This is a genomic window from Planococcus salinus (assembly GCF_003719725.1).
Classification (GTDB): domain Bacteria; phylum Bacillota; class Bacilli; order Bacillales_A; family Planococcaceae; genus Planococcus; species Planococcus salinus.
In genome coordinates this window covers 11,909-29,924 of sequence record NZ_RIAX01000020.1, presented here as the reverse complement: position 1 = coordinate 29,924, position 18,016 = coordinate 11,909, and the positions used below count along the sequence as shown (strand labels likewise).

The following is an 18,016-nucleotide window of genomic DNA, read 5'->3' as shown; positions in this document are numbered from 1 at the left end:
GACCGCGACATCGTTTTTCACAGACCAGGGCTCAGTGACGCGGAAACCGACAGCAGTTTCACTTTCATTACTTGTATCTGGGATTAAAGCATAACCTCCAGCCAGTACTAGTGCTGCTAATGATAAAGACAATAATTTTTTCATCTTACTCCACTCCTCATTTTGTAATTGATTAAGTTCCTATATGCTTGTCTTGATTTGTTCCAGCAATTAGCGGCTTTCTCAAACTTCTTCTGCTGTGAATAAACATTTCCTACATGGCCGTAATGATAAGCCAATTCATGAAAATGATTATTAGCTTCTAAACTCGGAAGCAGCTGTCCAGTAACTACTTTTTCATATTCATCGTACTCTTCATTGACAAGGTGAACCAAGCAAATAAATTCACAGTACAATTCTTTAAACTCATCACTGTTAAGAGAATCCATATTCAAATTATTGGACTCTTTCAGTTCAATTCCCTTTTCGATCCATTCCTTTGCTTCATTTATTCTTTCCATTTCCAAATTGCATTTTATAAGAGCGGTATAACTGAGTAGAATATCTGCAATATATTCAGGTGGAATATGTTGCAGGGAACTTTCCAAATGGATAAGGGCGATATCATATTCCTGCAGCAGAAAATACGTGTAGGCGTAATTATACTCAGTAGTGAATTTCAGGATATCATTCTCTAATTTGCTGCCGATTGTATAGGCGTTTCGGTAATGCTCAATTGCTGATTTGAAGTTACCGAATTGAAATTCAGACAAAGCTATATTTGAATGACATTCAACGATGCGTTTCGGTATAAACTCCTGTTGATAGATTTTCAACGCCATTTTTGTGTACTTGTATGCCCGATCTGTTTCCCAGCATTGAGAAGAAGAGATGCCGATGGAGTAGTACAAGTCACCCATCTCTGTAGAGGCGAGGTGGGAAGGCGCGATTTTTTCTGCAAGCAGATAAGTGTTCAAGGCAGTCTCATAGTCGTTTAAGATGTAATGATAATTACCAAGGTATTTATGGAAAAGATAAAATTGTTCCTGGTCCATAAACTCCTTGAAGCGTTCCATTTCTTTGATTTTTTCCTCGGCACTTTCCAGATCACCCGTGATAATGAAATATCTGATTTGTTGGATGGAATATTCCAACTCGATATTTTCATCTATATGAAGCAATGGATGATTGTGTATATCTGCATACTGTTCCATGATTTTCCCTTTGTTTTGAGGGTGCAGCAAAGCTGATTTGAAATTCTTCACCAATACTTTTCCGACAGGATTGTCTTTCGGCGCCAATGGGATTTCCAATTTCTTGCATAGCGCTTCTAAAACCTGTAGTGAAGGTTCCTTTTCTCCGGCTTCAATCTTTTTCAATTCTCTTGGAGTAAGTATGTTTCTAGCAGTCTCTTCCAAGCTTTTTCGTCTTTTAACTCGATGGTATTTCAGCCGTAATCCGATGTCCATACAGTCTCTCCTTTCCATTTGCATGGGCAGAACCTCAATCATCCACGTAGGAGAGTTGCTTTCCAACTTATTCGGGGGTTCCGAAAAGTAGGGCATTGAAAGGTAGTTAAGTACGATAACTTCCGCCTCCACATCTCTTAATATACTTAAAAGAAATATCTTTAATCCATGATATCACCAATTTTCAAAATTAACTGCTTTTTTATGACGAAAATTTTGAAATTTGAAAAAAGGTAAAATATACCTATCAATAGAAAGAAGTGTATATTAATCGTATGAGATGTTAAATAAAGTAAATCGTCTCTGACTACTTTGCTATTAAGTTTAGGGCTTGTTTCTTTTCGGGTAAAGGACCAAAAAGGCTATTTGTGGGAGGTTTTTATTTGTGAATTCTAAAAACTATGTGCTTGCAGTCGTATATTCTGAAGAAGAAGTGAGGCATAAGGTAAACGAATTGCAAAAGAAAGGGTATGATAAACGCCAGATTCATATTATGGCTAATAATCCCGCTTCACTTCATTCAATAGAAGGCATTGAAGAAGAGAACATAGAAGAGGCAGGTTCCCTGAAAGATCAGCTTAAAGGGTTTATAACGGGGGAAAGCAGTGTAAGAGAAGGAATAAAATCTCTCGGCCTTTCTGAAGAAGAGACGGAACGCTACACTGCTGCAGTGGCAAGAGGCGGATTTTTGCTGTCGGTGGAAAAGGGCTGAAAAGAAGGCATTCGCTGTTTGTCACAGACGGAAATTTACAGGCATTACGCAGAGATGAGGAGGAACAATATGAATAAAACACAAGTATTGCGCACATTGATTGTGGAAACACCATCGGTTCCGGGCAATTTTGCAAAAGTGGCGACGGCGATCGGGAACGCAGGAGGGGATATCGGAGACATCAAAACCATCAAGATAGGAACATTGTCCACTGTGCGGGATATTTCCGTCCAATGTGAAAATCTGGCTTGTCTCGAAGAAGCCGTTCAGGCAGTCCGGGACCTCGGAGGCGGCATACAAGTTCATGCAGTGAGCGACGATGTTATGAAAGTCCATGAAGGCGGAAAAATTCACATGAAAAGTCGAACCGATGTCCGTTCAGTTGGTGACCTTCGCCGCGTTTATACACCAGGTGTTGCTGATGTGTGTACGGCGATTCAGGAAGATCCGGAAAAAGCCAGGTACTTCACCAGCATTGGAAACACAGTAGCCATTGTCACAGACGGTACAGCGATTTTAGGGTTAGGCAATATTGGACCCGTAGCGGGAATGCCTGTAATGGAAGGGAAGTCAGTGCTGTTTGACCAATTTGTAGGCATAAGCGGTGTACCGGTACTTCTGGATACCAGCGATGTGGATCAGGTGGTCGAGACCGTAAAGCACATTCATCAGGGATACGGTGCCATTTTACTCGAAGATATCGGTTCTCCTCATTGTTTTGAAATTGAAGAGCGGTTAAAGGCGGAATTGCCGATTCCTGTTATGCACGATGATCAGCACGGCACTGCGGTAGTGACGCTGGCGGCAGTTTTATCTGCCTGCAAGGCTGCGAAAGTCGATCCTGAAAAGGCAATAGTCGGTCAAATTGGATTAGGAGCAGCAGGGCTTGCCATTTGTCGGATGCTGATGGCGTACGGCGTGAAAGATGTCTATGGCACTGACCGTGATGAAGAAGCGCTGGAACGGCTTCGTTCCTACGAAGGGAAGACCTTGGGTTCCCTGGATGAGTTAATGGAAAAATGCGATATTGTCATCGCGACTACTGGAGTTTCAGGCTTAATCAAGCCAGAGATGGTAAAAGAAGGACAAATCATACTGGCGTTATCAAACCCTCATCCTGAAATTAAACCTGAAGATGCATTAAATGCCGGAGCTGCCTACGCGGCTGATGGCCGACTGATCAACAATGTATTGGGGTTCCCGGGGATTTTCAGAGGGGCTTTGGATGCAGGGGCTAAAGAAATCACTTACTCCATGCTGATTGCTGCAGCTGAAGCAATTGTCTATCAAACCAAAGAAGGCGAATTGGTGCCTCATGCGCTTGATCCAAGCGTTCATCGGGCAGTCTCGCAAGCAGTGGAAAATGCAGTTTCCAGGTAGTTTAAGGGTAAAGCCGGTTGTCTATTCGGACTTTACGTTTAAACTGGCTGTAAGAACAAAGATAAAAAATTCATTTCGGTAAAGTGTACAGGTTTGTGACATCTTCCTTACAACCGAGCAGTATCCAGCTCTGCAGGTTTTAGTGATTGCCCTCTTCGGGTACATAGAAGGTAAGACCATAAACAGGAGGCTGAAATCCATGAAATCGACGAACCGTGATTTTGAAGTAGTTTATACCTTAGATGAACTCGAACAAAAAGTGGAAGAAATGAAATTGCGTGGATATAAGGAAAAAGATATTCATGTTTTAGCGAATGACAATGATGTGCTGGGAGCAGCAGAAAGTCAGACCAATGTTCAGACTCATGAAGCAGGTACTTTTACAGAAAAGTTCAAGTCGTTTTTTACAGGAAAAGATGCTGTAAGGGAAGAGCTCGAAAGATTGGATTTAGAAGAGTCCACTATAGAAGGTCTCCACAGAGAACTGGATAATGGAGGAATCCTGCTTTATACAGACCATCAACCGATTGAGCGGGAAGACGAAAATTTCACTTCTTTCGGTGACGATACCCGAACCGTCGATCTTGACGAAGAAAAACGAAATACCGCATTTGCTCCTTTTGGACGCGATATTGAGCGTGATGGCAGAAAATTTAATGATGAGAATATCCGCGATGAAGATGTCCGTATTCCGCCGGAAAGAGTGGAAAACGATTCAGACGAAATTTATACTAGAGATGCAGCAAGGGAAGAGCAGCATGGGGAATCAGGACAGCATGATAAATTCAAAGACTCGCGGACAGACGGGGAAAACATTCACCCGACTACCGGAAGCAATCATCCTAAAGACGAAGGAGCTCCCGGGGAACAGTATATGGACCATGAACCGAATGTGGAAACCCCTGAAGGAGAACGTAATTTAAACAGGGAGGATGGAGTCAACAAACGGCAGGATGAACCATCGCCAGGCGTTGACCCAAATTTGGGGCCAGCACCGTTTGGCCGCGACTCAGAAGAAGAGCATCTGGCAAATACGGAGCGGGATGATTACGACCCGCCAAGAAATCCTCGGGATCACCGGGATTTCCACAATGATGTGGAAAAAAAAAGAGGAACTCCACCAACTCCTAGGTTATTTTAAAAAAAGCGTCAGCCCTCAAATCGGGCTGACGCTTTTTTGTTAAGCTCTGTTCTATTTTAAAACTTTGGCGCCTTTAATTTCTGAACATCAGGCATTTGTATGGTACTCTTTTCCTTTCAATCGGACCCACAACATCCCTGCAAGAGTCCCTGCGATGCTTGGCACCAGCCAACCGATCCCCTGAGAGAATAAAGGCAGGATCCCCAACACGTTGTCTATTGCTTCGAATGTGATTCCGGCACCTCTCAACCCATCAAAAACACTGACTACAGCCGTTAAGCTGAGAGCCAGTATGTAGACGACCGGCTCCCGGTTAAAGGCGCGGTCAAAAAACGACAGCAGGACAAGAACGATCGCCAGTGGATAGATGGCAAGAAGGACCGGCAAGGAAATTGCAATCAATTGAGTAAGCCCTGCATTCGCCACGATCATACTGAACCCGGCAAAAAAGAAAACATAGCTTTTATAAGAAAACCTCGGAGCGATTTTATTGAAAAACTGGGCTGCAGCTGTCACTAAACCGATTGAAGTCGTCAAACAGGCGAATGTAATGGCTGCAGCGAGAATCATCGCTCCCGATTCCCCGTACAGAACGAAGGAAGAGGCGGCAATGATTGCTCCTCCATTGTCGAGCAAGCCTACTTGTTCAACACTGGTGGCGCCAATATAGCTGAGGGACAGGTAAACAACGGACAACCCGATTGCCGCAATGAGTCCGGCATAAACAGTAGTGAGCAAGATGGAGTTTTTGTCCTCCACTCCTTTGGCCCGAATGGACTGGATCACCACGATGCCGAAAACAAGTGCGGCAATGGCGTCCATCGTTAAATAGCCCTGAAGGAAACTTTCGAAAAATGCTTCTGTTTCATAATTCCCTATAGGCGCACCAATGTCGCCCATTGGCGTAATGATGCTTTTTGCCGCAAGCAATCCGATCACTGCAATCAATATCGGGGTCAATATCTTTCCAATCCGGTCCACGAGTTTCGTAGGATTCAATGCAAACGAAACAGTAATGGCAAAAAAGATGACAGTATAGATCAGCAAGGCAATTGATGAAAACTCCGCACCATCCGGCAAGAATGGAGCAGTGCCGATTTCATAGGCAACTGTGGCTGTACGTGGAATACCGAAAAACGGCCCTATAGCTAAGTACACAATCACCGTGAAAATGATTCCGAAATATGGATTTACGCGACCTGCAATGGATTGCAGGTCTCCGCCCGCCTTGGCAATGGCTAATATGCCGAGAAGAGGCAGTCCCACACCCGTGAGAAGGAATCCAATGATGGCCGGAATAAGCTGTTCTCCTGCCAACTGACCCAGGTAGGGAGGGAAAATTAAATTGCCTGCCCCTAAAAACAAGGCAAAAAGCATAAAGCCAATCGTAATAATTTCATTGAAAGAAAGCGTTTTCTTTTTCATTATAAGCTCCTTCATAAAGCATTGCATAGTGTTCTATTATAACCGAATTCTCTAATTTTTGAAAACCTTCTATGCAAAATATTTTTGTTTTGAAAATGGTTTTACACAGGAAGTTTGAAAAAGCAGGGGGTTACGGAAAAATTCCTGCAGCAGGATGGATAATTAAAAACAAAAAAGCTTCCGGGTTCTGTACCGAAAGCAATGCCTTTTTCTATATCATTATTGTATAAGTTTGCTCAGGGTTTGTTTTGCTGAATTTTGAACACATATACAGAGATCTTGTTCCGCCAATCTTTTTAACGTTGCTAAAGGTGCATTCGGATTTTCTGCAACTCCTTTTCTTACTTCTACATGCTGGTCCAGAGAGAGGTCAACAAGCAAACCTTCACACGAAATCGACTTAGCCAATTCCGCTCTATAAATATAATCCATTCGCAAGACAGCAGCTTCGTCGTAAAAACTCCAATTTTTTTTATTTGCATAAGATTGAAGACTTCCGCCCATGCATTACACCTCTGTTTTTAGAATATTCTGTTTACAATTCTATTATAACATATTCCTTATCAGTTGAAACGGAATAATCAGAAAAATATTCTCGTGCTTAAAGAAGGTACAGGGAAATTTCAAAGCGGAAAACAGAAGAAAAGGACCACGGTTATCAATTGAAGAAAATCTAAAAAATAAAATATATATAAAAATGTTAAATAATTCAAAAGAACCTTGTAACAGCAGGAAGCAAATAGTATATTGGCTTCATGAACCTGAAAGGAAGTTATCCGTGAAGAAAATAACCAGTACCTTGTTAATCGCCGTTCTTTTAGCATTCATCTTTTCTGCATCCTTTTTCAGCACTGAAGCACAAAGTTATTTTACGGATGTTAATGACCGTTATAAAACAGCGGTCGATCACTTGGTGACAAAAAAATACGCTCAAGGAATCAGTGATACCCGTTTCGGCACAGATAGGGAGATCTTGCGCATCGACGCTGCCGTAATGGTGGCAAAAGTTATGGGCTATACTCCTGAATCCAAAAGCCCGGATGCCGGGTTCACCGATGTTCCATCAAACCGGGCATGGGCAGTGAACGCTTTGGCGCACGCGGGAGTTATCAATGGAAAAAGCTCCACCTCCTACGGGTCTTATGATACGATGACCCGATCTGAAATGGCCAAAGTCATTGCGTCTGCCTACAACCTGACCTCTTCGCACAATTCCATTCCGTTTACTGACGTTAACCCAAAATTTGCAGGGTATGTAGCGGCATTGGTGGAAGCTGAAATTACCTTTGGAACAGAACCGACAAAATTCGGCGCTTATGACAACATAACCCGCGGGCAATTTTCATTGTTCGTATACAGAGCAGACTTATTGTCGCTCGACACCACACCCCCGGAAGTTATATCAGTGGATTGATATTTTTCTGAGAAAGTCACTTAACGTTATTGTAGACGAGGATAATTATGTTAAAATAGAGTAGTAATTACCTGTTTTTATAATATATATTGAGCAGACTTGGTTGAAGCAAGGAAAGGAATCCACGCATCTTCATTGGTGGATTCCTTTCCTTTTGCTTTTTTTCAGGGGGAAATATTACAAAAGGAGATACATAATGCATATAAGAAAAATTTTATCCAGTATCATTGCGGTTGCAGTAATTTCTACAGTCGGCATGGAGAACACAGATGCCGCTATGATTTCTCAAGGTGTTTACCATTCAGCCACGACTGGCACGGTGGCAGGAAACCCTCAACGCATCAATCAATTATCTGTAAATATGAACAAACCCTATACGACCATCGATCTGGGAATAGCAGATCCTTTTACTTCCTTAACAACCACTTCCGATTTAAGCCGTTCTCATTCAACAGATCAGCACCATATTGTCGGAGCAGTCAATGCATCGTTGTTCACTTTTGAAAATGGTCTGCCGACGTATTTATTGGCAGATGGCAATGAAATCGTCAATTTAGGTGTGGTTTCCACTAATTTCAATGATTTCATGCACACGCCGGCTGCCTTTGGTGTAACTTCCGACAACAAAGCGAAAGTGGATGAGTATGAATTGTCCTACACAGTGAGCCATAACGGTGAAACAGCTGAATTGACTTCTCTGAACAGGGAACGCCAGAGAGGGGAAAGCATTCTTTATACATCCAGTTGGCCGTATCCGACTACACGGACCAACAGCACAGGAATGGAAGTGGTTGTCACTACGGCTTCTTCTGTTAATACAGGGTATGAATTCGGTGAAGAGCTGACCGGAAAAGTTACAGCAATCCGGCCATATGGTCAATACACAAGTGCCACAATTCCCGCAAACGGCTTTGTCATCTCAGCTGTGGACAAAGCGGAAGTCGATAAAATCCGTGATATAAAAGTAGGGGACACGGTCGGTTTGACGGTGGATGTTGAATCGGAATGGAAAGGCTCCAACTTTATGTTGGCCACCGGACCTCTTCTGGTACAAGATGGAACGGTTGATTTGTCCATCGATTTAAACAGCCCGCGTGTTACCCAGCGGACAGCCCGAACAGCAGTAGCGGTAAATGAAGATGGCTCCAACGCCTATTTCGTCACGGTGGACAGTGCTGCAAGTGGCAGTACAGGCATGACGTTAATCGAATTTGCCAATTACTTAAAGTCCATCGGAGCTTACAATGCCATCAATTTGGATGGTGGCGGCTCAACCACAATGGTCACCCGAAAATATGGGGATCGTTATCCCACATTAGCCAATCGGCCGGTTTCTGGCTATGAAAGAAAAGTGTCAGCCATCCTGGAAGCTGTCAGTACTGCGCCTTATGGCCAGGAAACGCATATAAAGGTGAGCCAAAAACAGGAAGGCATTGTGGCAGTCGGAGCTTCTGTCGGTTTTCAAACCGATTTAGTACTGGATCAATATTATAACCCCTTAACGATCGATCAATCGAAGCTGGTCTTGCTATCAGTCACGAACGGCATCGGGAAAATCGAAGACAATCAGTTTGTCGGAGTGAAGGCAGGTACAGGAAACGTAAATGCCACTTACGGAAATGCTCCTGTAACGATTCCGGTCACTGTCACGGATTCCATCGATCAGTTGATCGTGTCGCCGACAGACATCAGACTGGGAACAGGTGAAAAGGCGACAGTCCAAGTGACAGGGGTAAGCAGCAGCGAAAAAGTGATTTTTAATCCAGCGGCTGTTGACTGGTCTATCAAAGGGGAAATCGGTTCGTTGAATGGGACTTCTTTTACAGCCTCTGACAAACAGGGGACAGGGTCACTTGTGGCGAGTTTCGGTTCTGTCAGTCAATCCATCCCGGTTCATGTGTCAGACCAGCCTCTTCCTTTAAGTTCACTCGATTCCACGAATGGATTAACGGCTAAGGAAATCCTCGCAGAAGCGTCAATTACTGCTGAAAAAACCATTGACCCGAAAGAAGGAGCAGGATCGGTCAAACTTTGCTACGATTTCACTTCCTACAAAAATGGCACTTCGGCGGCATACTTGACCTGGAATTCGGCATTTAAAATACCGGGTCAGCCGAAAAAACTGGGAGTGTGGGTTTACGGCGACGGCATGAACCATTGGTTGCGCGGTTCGTTAAAAGATGCCGATGGAAAAGAATTTGTAGTCGATTTTACTGCCGAAGATCAGTTGAACTGGGTGGGCTGGAAGTACGTCGAAGCTGCACTTCCGAACAACGCAGTGGCACCGCTCAGCTTGCAGAAGATATACATTGCTGAAACGAAATCGACAAGAAAGACGAAAGGATCAATTTGGCTGGATGGCCTGCAAGCTGTCTATCATTCCAAAGAAATCAAGGAAACAAGTTTTACACCGGATGTGGATGCCCGCATTGTTGAAACAGATAAGAACTTTACGGTAACATTCTCTCAGCCGATGAAAGAGCAGTTTGTTCACGAGAAGTATATATATGTAGAAGATGAATTTGGGGTTCGTCAGCCGGTCACTGTTAAAAAGGGGGATTCTCCTGAAAAAATGATCGTTCAATCACCGGCCGACGGATATGAAAAAGGGAAAAACTACCGGCTGGTCGTTACCCATTTCGTACCCAATACGATGAACATTCAAATGACGAAAGACCACATCACAGAATTTATCGTACAATGAAAAAAGCTCAGCAATTTTGCTGAGCTTTTTTTCGTTTTATTGTGGAACCCGCGCTGTCCACCGGGACAGGTCAGGGGTTTCGTTAGTGAGCATTTCTCTCGGGAAGATGAAGGTCCATGGTTTGGATGTGTTGGCTTTGATCATCAAATTGTCCAGTTTGAAAGAACCTTTGACTACTTGTTCTCCTTTGGCATCCAAAACTTCAAGCGGCAATTTTTCCAATTGAATCTGCTTGGTATGACCGTTTCGGATAAAGACGGAAATTGCCAAGTTGCCTTCTTCTGTAAACTTGGATTGAAACCCGGTAATATTGACTTCCCGTGGCTTTAAAGCGGGCAGATTCTTCACCAATTCTTTTAAGGAAAGTTTTTGATCTTTTGGTAACGCCTCTTCCCAGGCGGGATCCAAGTCCAATGAATGAGGAACAAGAGATTGCACGTTAAAAGCCAAAGACCACTGGTCCGTTGGGACTTCTGTTGATTTCAGGTTCTCTTTTTTGAATTTGAAGACCCACGGGCGATTTGAAAACGGAGGCAAGGTGCCGAGTTCAGACAAGTCGAATTCCTGTGAACCCACCACGTCATTCGTTGCATCCAGCAGCATCAATTCGGCTTTTCCGAGCTTGATCGGCCGGTCGAGAGAAGAGCGGAAAAAGGCTTGGACATTCCAGTCGCCTTTTCCTTTATCCACATCAATTTGAATGCCGGATAATGATAATTGATCGGCTTTTAAAGGAGGCAGGTCATTGGACAGGAACTTTAATACATATTCCTGTTCTTTGCTGACTTTCCAGTCCGATGCAATTGACAGCTCAGTCACCACTTCGTTTTTATCCTGGCTTTCCTCATTCGTACCGTCCAGAAGTTCAGTGGAAGATACTGCAGTGTCGGTTCCGGTCTTTGTTGCGTTTTTGAAAAATGAAAACAAGTTCATTCATTTTCCTCCTTTCTTTCACTTTCCAGCAGCCGCAGAAAGCCGAGCAGCTCTGAAGAAACAGAGAGGCGAAGATTTTGGAAGTTTCCTTCAAACAATTCCAGCCCTTCACGTTGATAAACTCTCATGGGATCTTCCTGTTGATACGACCTCAAACCAATCCCTTCTTTCAAATGAGCCATATTCTCAAGGTTCTTCACCCACATTTGATCAATGTATGTTCTCATGACAGATGGAATCGTACGGGCTACCCGCTGGTTATTTTCATAGCTGTGGATCAGTTCGAATACTTCATCCAAGGCAGGTTTTGTCGCAGCTTGAATCTTTTTCGGTTTGTTGGCATCTGGTGGAATAGGAACTTCTATGCCCAACAATTGCTGCAGGGATTCCTGGATATCCAGCAGGTGTCCGACTTCGATTTCCCCATCCTCAGGTAGCGTCGTGGATATGATGTATTCAACTGCATCCTCAATCATATACTTTAACAACTTACTGTTTTCATCGCCGTTCAATACGCGGTTACGCAATTTGTAGACAATTTGGCGTTGGTCATTGATGACGTCATCCAATTTCAAATTGTATTCACGCATGGAGAAATGAGCACCTTCTACAATACGTTGTGTCCGTTCCGTCAATTCGTGAACTTCTTTGTTGGTGACTTCACCGTTTTTGGCGGTTGTTATTTTTTTGTTGAATTTTTCCAGGTCTTCTTTCGCGAAGCGTTTGAACATGTCATCTTCCAGCGAAATGATGAACTGTGTGGATCCAGGGTCTCCCTGGCGGCCTGAACGACCGCGAAGCTGGTTATCGATTCTGCGGTTCTCGTGCTTTTCTGTACCGATTACATGCAATCCCCCGACATCCGCTACTCCTTCGCCGAGAACAATATCGGTCCCACGGCCGGCCATGTTGGTGGCAACCGTGATTTGGTTGAGCTGTCCCGCCTGTGAAATCAAGTAAACTTCCTGTTCCACACTTTTGGCATTCAACAATTGAAATTCGAGGTTTGCCGCTTTTAAGTACTTCGCTACATCTTCCGACTGCAGAATAGAAGTGGTACCGATCAATATGGGTTGCCCTTTTTTATGGCGGGCAACGACTTCTTCGGTGACCGCTTGGTATTTTTGGTCCGCTGTTTGAAAAACACGGTCCGTTAAATCGATACGGGCACGTGGTTTGTTGGTGGGAACCTGGACAACATCCATACCATAAACTTCACGGAACTCTTTTTCCTGTGTCTTGGCCGTTCCGGTCATGCCGGACAGAATCGGGTACATACGGAAGTAATTTTGGATAGTAATTTGAGCCTGAGCTTTATTTTCTTCTGTAATTTCCAATTTTTCTTTCGCTTCAAGCGCCTGGTGCAATCCGTCCGATAAGGTTCTGCCGTCCAACGTCCGTCCGGTGAACATATCCACCAGCATGATTCTGCCGTCTTTTACAATGTAATCAACGTCACGCTTGAACATGACGCGCGCTCTGACGGCCATGATGACGTAATGATAGAGCGTCTGATGCTCCAATTCATATAAATTTTCCACGCCAAATGCTTTTTCGACTTTTTCAATGCCTGTATCGGTCAATGAAGTCGCTTTGGTTTCATCATCAAAATCATAATCGATATCTTCCTGAAAGCGCGCTGCCAATAGCGCAGCGATTTGGTGAAGATCAGCACTGGCTTTCATTTTACCCGCAACAATCAGCGGTGTTTTTGCTTCATCGATTAATACGCTGTCCACTTCGTCAATGATGGCGAAATGGTATTTCCGTTGGACCTTGTCTTTGTTAGCTGCTGCCATATTATCACGCAAGTAGTCAAATCCGAATTCCGTACCGACTCCGTATGTAATATCCGCTTGGTATGCAGCTTGTTTTTTTTCAGCTTCCATCATCGGCAGGTTTAATCCAACTGTCAGTCCCAAAAAGCGGTGGATTTGACCGATTTGATCGTAGTCCCGTTGAGCCAGGTACTCATTTACAGTTATTACATGAACACCTTTTCCTTCGAGCGCTCGTGTATAGGAAGGGAGGGAGGCGACCAGGGTTTTTCCTTCACCTGTTGGCATTTCTGCTATATTGCCTTCTGCCAGCACTAATCCACCGATGAGCTGGACATCAAAATGCCGCATATTCAATACACGCTTGGAAGCTTCGCGGACTACCGCAAAAGCATCAGGGATAATTTTTTCTATTTTCTTCCCATCAGCCAGTTGCTGACGAAAGTGGGAAGTCATCGTTTGCAGATCCTCATCGCTCATTGCCGCGTATGTGGACTCTAAGGAATTGATCTCATTAACAATGCGGTTGTACTTCTTTAGTTGTCTGGTGTTGGGTTTATTTGAACGCTTAAATAACGTTACCATGCATGATAGTCTCCTTTTTCAGCTCCATTGCTACTTGCTCATTTTAACAAACTTTGGTGACAATCTCCACATACCATAGAACCTTTTCAGCTGAAGAGCGTCCAGTATAATGAAAGGGAAGATGGTTTTATTTTCATGTTTTTCGTGGTATAGTAGGAATGGATATATATGTAGAATGAGAGTTTTAAGGAGGAAAGATATGCTTTACCTCACTTTGGTTATAGCATTTGTTGCATCGATCATTTTGACGCCGATTGTAAAGCGGTTCGCTTTCCGTGTAGGTGCAGTTGATCGTCCCAATTATCGAAAAGTTCATGGACGTATTATGCCGCGGTTAGGCGGATTAGCTATATTTGGCTCTTTTATCATCGGTTATTTTATATTAAGGCCTGTAGATCCTATTTCCAATTCGGTGGAAGCCGCATTCATCCCGATTACATCGGCTATCATAATCGGTGCTTTCCTCATCATCGTTACCGGCGTCCTTGATGATATGTATGAAATTACCGCAAAGGCAAAAATGCTCGGCCAACTGTTGGCTGCCGGTATTGTTGTCGTGGGTGGCGGTCTGGAAATTTCCTTCATCAACTTGCCGTTTGGCGGAGAGTTGAGCTTTGGTTATCTAAGCATTCCGTTGACTGTGCTGTGGATTGTCGGAATTACCAACGCCATCAATTTAATCGATGGCCTGGATGGTTTAGCAGCCGGCGTTTCCACCATTGCGTTGATCACGCTTGCGATCATGGCATTTATCATGGGAGATCCATTTGTCATGGCGACGGCAGCCTTGCTTGCAGCAAGCTCAATGGGCTTCTTGTTTTACAATTTCCATCCAGCCAAAATCTTCATGGGCGATACGGGTGCTTTGTTTTTAGGTTTTATGATTTCCGTATTGGCTTTGATGGGATTCAAAAATGTAACGGTGGTGGCTTTGATCATCCCTATCATCATGCTGGGTGTGCCGATTTCAGATACATTCTTTGCCATTGTGCGCCGTGTACGGGAAAAGAAATCCATTTCAGCTGCTGATAAATCGCATTTGCACCATTGCCTTTTGAATATCGGTTTTTCACATCGACAGACTGTACTGATTATTTATGGAATCGCTGCATTGTTTGGCTTAGCGGCATTGCTGTTCTCTCAAGCCACTTTGTGGGGAGGCATCCTGCTTATCAGTGTCATGCTGATCGCCATTGAATTGTTTGTGGAAGTGGTCGGTCTTGCCGGAAAAAATTATCGGCCGCTCATCAACTTAGTGAAAATGATTGGAAAATAAAAAGACTTAACAAAAGCGTCTGCTTTTGTTAAGTCTTTTTTTACATATTGGATCAGTAACCTCTTTCAGAGGCTTTTTGTTCTGAAAAATCAATTTCGCTGCTGTCGGTAAGTGTGGATGTATCCGGTTTTAGGCCAAGATGGCTTTGTAGAACATCCTGGATTTCCATTAGGGATTCTTCATGCAATTGCCAGTAATAAACGCCTGTGGACATATCATCGTAACCGTCCAAAGTGATGGTTTCCACCTCTGGGCTTCCGCCTTTTGCATATTCAAAAAAAGACTGCATGTCTTTAAAGGACAGGTTGGTTTTCATGTTATCTCCGATTGCATCAATGACATCCCCGTATTTCGTGATGGACGAAGCGGACAAAATTTCATCCATAATAGATTCAATCAGCATCTGCTGCCGCTTTCCACGCTGGATATCATTATCATAGTGACGGGTTCTTGCCAGAGCCAAGGCTTCACGTCCATTCAAAGTTTGCAGACCTTCTTCCAAAACAATGGCATTGTGGACATCATTTTCATCTTTTTCCGATAAATCATAAGGAACCTCGGCCTCGATGCCATCTAATGCGTCAACGATATCGATAAATGCTTCGAAATCCATCCGGACATAATAATCGACCGGAACTTCCAGCAATCCTTCCACACTTTCAATGGTGGAAGAGGGGCCGTTATAGCCGTAAGCATGTGTAATCTTGTCTTCATAGCCTGCATCCGGGATATAAGTATAAGTGTCCCGTGGGATGCTCACCAATTTGACGGACTTGTCTTCGTTGTTCAAAGTAGCCAGTACTAAAGCATCCGACCGAATGTTATCATCGTCCTGATCTCTTTTTTCGCTGTCGTCAACGCCGATAAACAATACGGAGACATTATCATGCAACGGCTCTACTTGTTCTTCGCGAAGGTCTGACATCGTTCGGTTATCTGCTTCTTCAAACGCTTGGTTTGCCGCATTTTCCGCTTTTTTTACCAGGAAAATCCCATATGCGGAAACACATACGAGCAATGAGGCAACAAGTGTCGCAATAATTTTCAATGCGGTCCGCTTTTTGCTCGTCCTGCTTTTTCGATAATCTTTACGTTTCATGTTATTAACTCCTCTATGGGGTGGGCTAACCGATTCTTCCAATTCGGGAATACCAAACTTCTATTACAGTATTAGACGCAGAAACACAGCATTTGTTTCAAGTTAGCTTTTATATAAAGATTATACAGTGAAGATAGACCTGCGTAAATGAAAAGAATTAGGACACGTGGAATTCCAGGAATTCACTTCCGTCAGGTTGAATGACGGCTTGCCCATTTGTCAATTCATTGATCCAATTAGTGAAATTCTCTGTTTCTTCGACGGGTACATAAATCAGAATGTCGACATTTTCAGCATACAGGATGTCTTTTAACGGGTATGCAGATTGCCGCACTTCATTTTCCAATTTCCCAAGCCATCCATAGTCGATGGAAACTTTCATCAATTCATGAAGTCTGCGCTCGACAATGCCGGCAGCAGCCAATGCTTCAGTGGCAGACTTCCCATATGCCCGGATCAATCCGCCGCCTCCCAGTTTGATGCCGCCGAAATAACGCGTAACGACAATTACTGTGTCTTTCAATCCCTGTTTCTTCAATACTTCAAGGATAGGGACTCCGGCTGTGCCGCTCGGCTCTCCGTCGTCATTTGCTTTTTGGATGGAATCGTGTTCTCCGATTAAATAAGCCGAACAATTATGCGTTGCGGAACGGTGGGTGTTTTTTATGGATTCAATGAATTCCAGGGCCTCTGCTTCGGTTTCTGCTCTGGCTGCATGCCCGATAAAACGGGATTTTTGAATAACAATCTCAGCGTCTGCGGTCCTGCCGACAGTCATGTAATTTCCTCGCAATTTGATTCCTCCTGTTGTAAAATAAAATCAGATAATTTGTAATGTATATTTAATATGTAATTGCTTATATAGTGATATAATTGTAAAAGCCGAAACAGGCAGAAAGGTGCAAGCTATTTTTCACCTGTTACCAGTTCACTTTAACTAAGGCGGTTTTAATATGGCTAAAAGACTCAACGCGCAAGCGTTAGATTCTATTTTTAACGGATTACTCGAAAAAATGGAAGACACAAAAAGAGAAATATTCGTGATCAGTGAACAAAGTCGCCGAAGTTATGAAAATATGAAAGACGAGTTAGAAATCGTTCGCAACAATATTGCCCGTGTGATAAAAGCGGGCGAAGTGTTGGAAAAAAAAACTCGGGCCGCCCGCAGACGCCTAGCTGAAGTGACGCAGGTCATCGATACATTTCCCGAAAAACAAGTGAAAAAAGCATATGAACAAGTCAATGATCTACAAATGCAGTTGTCGGCTAACCGTTCGGAAGAAAAAAAGTACAGGCGACAGCGAGATGACCTGCAGCGTCGGCTGCAGCTGTTGTTGCAAACGATCGAACGTGCCGAAGTCCTGGTTAACCGAGTGAACATCGCATCGAATTATTTAGCTTCTGATTTGGAAGAAGTGGACGATGCGATAGACAATACGAGGCTAAAGCAAGATTATAGCCTGCGCATCATTGAAGCGCAAGAAGAAGAACGGAAACGGCTGTCTCGCGAGATTCACGATGGCCCTGCTCAGATGATGGCCAATGTTCTCCTCAGATCGGATCTGATTGAAAGAACATTCCGTGAGAAAGGGCCTGAAAAAGCCTTTCGTGAGATTTCTTCATTAAAAGAAATGGTGCGGCACGCCCTTACTGAAGTCAGGCGGATTATTTATGACTTACGGCCGATGGCATTGGATGATTTAGGGCTTGTGCCTACGTTGAAAAAGTATCTTGAAACGATTGAAGATTACAACCAGGGGGTCCGGCTGAACTTCCGGTCCCTCGGCAATGAAGCCAGGCTTCCAAACAATCATGAAGCTTCGATTTTCCGTCTTGTACAAGAAGCAGTGTCAAACGCAATCAGGCATGGCAAGGCAACAGAAATCGAAGTGGAGGTCGAATGGATGAAAGAACATGTCAGCCTGGTCATAAAAGACAATGGCGTGGGATTCGATCAAAGCCTGGTGAAAGACCAGTCCTTTGGGTTAATCGGTATGAAAGAGCGGATCGATTTAATAGAAGGAGATTTCTTCATCAATTCTTCTCCAGGCAATGGGACAATGCTAATGTTTCAGATTCCGCTTAAAACGGCATGATAAGATACGGTATTCGAGGAGGACA

General features: G+C 43.7%; 14 protein-coding genes. 7 read left to right on the top strand and 7 right to left on the bottom strand.

The annotated features are described in order from the left end of the window. Window positions 1-140 precede the first annotated feature (140 nt). Window positions 141-1,448: a helix-turn-helix domain-containing protein gene (locus tag EEX84_RS15810; protein ID WP_123166620.1), complete on the bottom strand. Its 1,308-nt coding sequence runs from the start codon at window positions 1,446-1,448 to the stop codon at window positions 141-143. A gap of 385 nt (window positions 1,449-1,833) precedes the next feature. Here EEX84_RS15810 and EEX84_RS15805 point away from each other — a divergent pair, with 385 nt between their 5' ends. From EEX84_RS15805 to EEX84_RS15795, 3 genes are all read left to right on the top strand, one after another. Beyond that, window positions 1,834-2,160: a YflT domain-containing protein gene (locus tag EEX84_RS15805; RefSeq protein ID WP_158599136.1), complete on the top strand. Its 327-nt coding sequence runs from the start codon at window positions 1,834-1,836 to the stop codon at window positions 2,158-2,160. A 69-nt stretch (window positions 2,161-2,229) separates the two neighbouring features. Continuing rightward, entirely contained in the window at window positions 2,230-3,540 is a 1,311-nt protein-coding gene (locus EEX84_RS15800) for an NAD-dependent malic enzyme (protein WP_123166618.1), read from the top strand. Window positions 3,541-3,739: 199 nt separating this feature from the next. Next, window positions 3,740-4,681 (top strand): general stress protein, encoded by a 942-nt coding sequence (locus tag EEX84_RS15795; protein ID WP_123166617.1) that lies wholly within the window; start codon window positions 3,740-3,742, stop codon window positions 4,679-4,681. Window positions 4,682-4,768: 87 nt separating this feature from the next. Here the strand turns inward: EEX84_RS15795 and brnQ are convergent, their stop codons facing one another. After that, window positions 4,769-6,106, bottom strand: coding sequence for a branched-chain amino acid transport system II carrier protein (gene brnQ / locus EEX84_RS15790; protein WP_123166616.1), 1,338 nt, complete (start codon window positions 6,104-6,106; stop codon window positions 4,769-4,771). A 219-nt stretch (window positions 6,107-6,325) separates the two neighbouring features. Further along, the gene (locus EEX84_RS15785) at window positions 6,326-6,610 is read right to left on the bottom strand and encodes a hypothetical protein (protein WP_123166615.1); all 285 of its coding nucleotides are present in this window, start codon (window positions 6,608-6,610) and stop codon (window positions 6,326-6,328) included. A gap of 274 nt (window positions 6,611-6,884) precedes the next feature. Here EEX84_RS15785 and EEX84_RS15780 point away from each other — a divergent pair, with 274 nt between their 5' ends. After that, window positions 6,885-7,520 carry an S-layer homology domain-containing protein gene (locus tag EEX84_RS15780; protein WP_158599135.1) on the top strand — a complete coding sequence of 212 codons (636 nt, stop codon included), beginning with the start codon at window positions 6,885-6,887 and terminating at the stop codon, window positions 7,518-7,520. 196 nt (window positions 7,521-7,716) lie between these two features. After that, window positions 7,717-10,224 carry a phosphodiester glycosidase family protein gene (locus EEX84_RS15775; protein ID WP_123166613.1) on the top strand — a complete coding sequence of 836 codons (2,508 nt, stop codon included), beginning with the start codon at window positions 7,717-7,719 and terminating at the stop codon, window positions 10,222-10,224. 36 nt (window positions 10,225-10,260) lie between these two features. Here EEX84_RS15775 and EEX84_RS15770 read toward each other — a convergent pair whose 3' ends face one another. Together EEX84_RS15770 and secA2 are read right to left on the bottom strand one after the other, a co-directional pair. Then, window positions 10,261-11,157, bottom strand: coding sequence for an accessory Sec system S-layer assembly protein (locus tag EEX84_RS15770; RefSeq protein WP_123166612.1), 897 nt, complete (start codon window positions 11,155-11,157; stop codon window positions 10,261-10,263). After that, on the bottom strand, window positions 11,154-13,520 hold the full coding sequence (secA2, locus tag EEX84_RS15765; protein WP_123166611.1) for an accessory Sec system translocase SecA2: 2,367 nt from the start codon (window positions 13,518-13,520) through the stop codon (window positions 11,154-11,156). The genes EEX84_RS15770 and secA2 overlap by 4 nt, the downstream gene beginning before the upstream one ends. Before the next feature lie 199 nt (window positions 13,521-13,719). On the opposite strand from secA2, the gene EEX84_RS15760 reads away from it, so the two are divergent. Beyond that, entirely contained in the window at window positions 13,720-14,796 is a 1,077-nt protein-coding gene (locus EEX84_RS15760; protein ID WP_123166610.1) for a glycosyltransferase family 4 protein, read from the top strand. A 52-nt stretch (window positions 14,797-14,848) separates the two neighbouring features. Here the strand turns inward: EEX84_RS15760 and EEX84_RS15755 are convergent, their stop codons facing one another. Both EEX84_RS15755 and EEX84_RS15750 read right to left on the bottom strand, forming a co-directional pair. After that, window positions 14,849-15,895 (bottom strand): LCP family protein, encoded by a 1,047-nt coding sequence (locus tag EEX84_RS15755; RefSeq protein WP_123166609.1) that lies wholly within the window; start codon window positions 15,893-15,895, stop codon window positions 14,849-14,851. A gap of 157 nt (window positions 15,896-16,052) precedes the next feature. Next, window positions 16,053-16,688, bottom strand: a complete 636-nt coding sequence (locus tag EEX84_RS15750) for a YigZ family protein (RefSeq protein WP_123166608.1) — start codon at window positions 16,686-16,688, stop codon at window positions 16,053-16,055. Window positions 16,689-16,848: 160 nt separating this feature from the next. Here EEX84_RS15750 and EEX84_RS15745 point away from each other — a divergent pair, with 160 nt between their 5' ends. Beyond that, complete coding sequence (locus EEX84_RS15745) at window positions 16,849-17,991, top strand: sensor histidine kinase (RefSeq protein ID WP_123166607.1); 1,143 nt, start codon at window positions 16,849-16,851, stop codon at window positions 17,989-17,991. The last annotated feature ends 25 nt before the right edge of the window (window positions 17,992-18,016 follow it).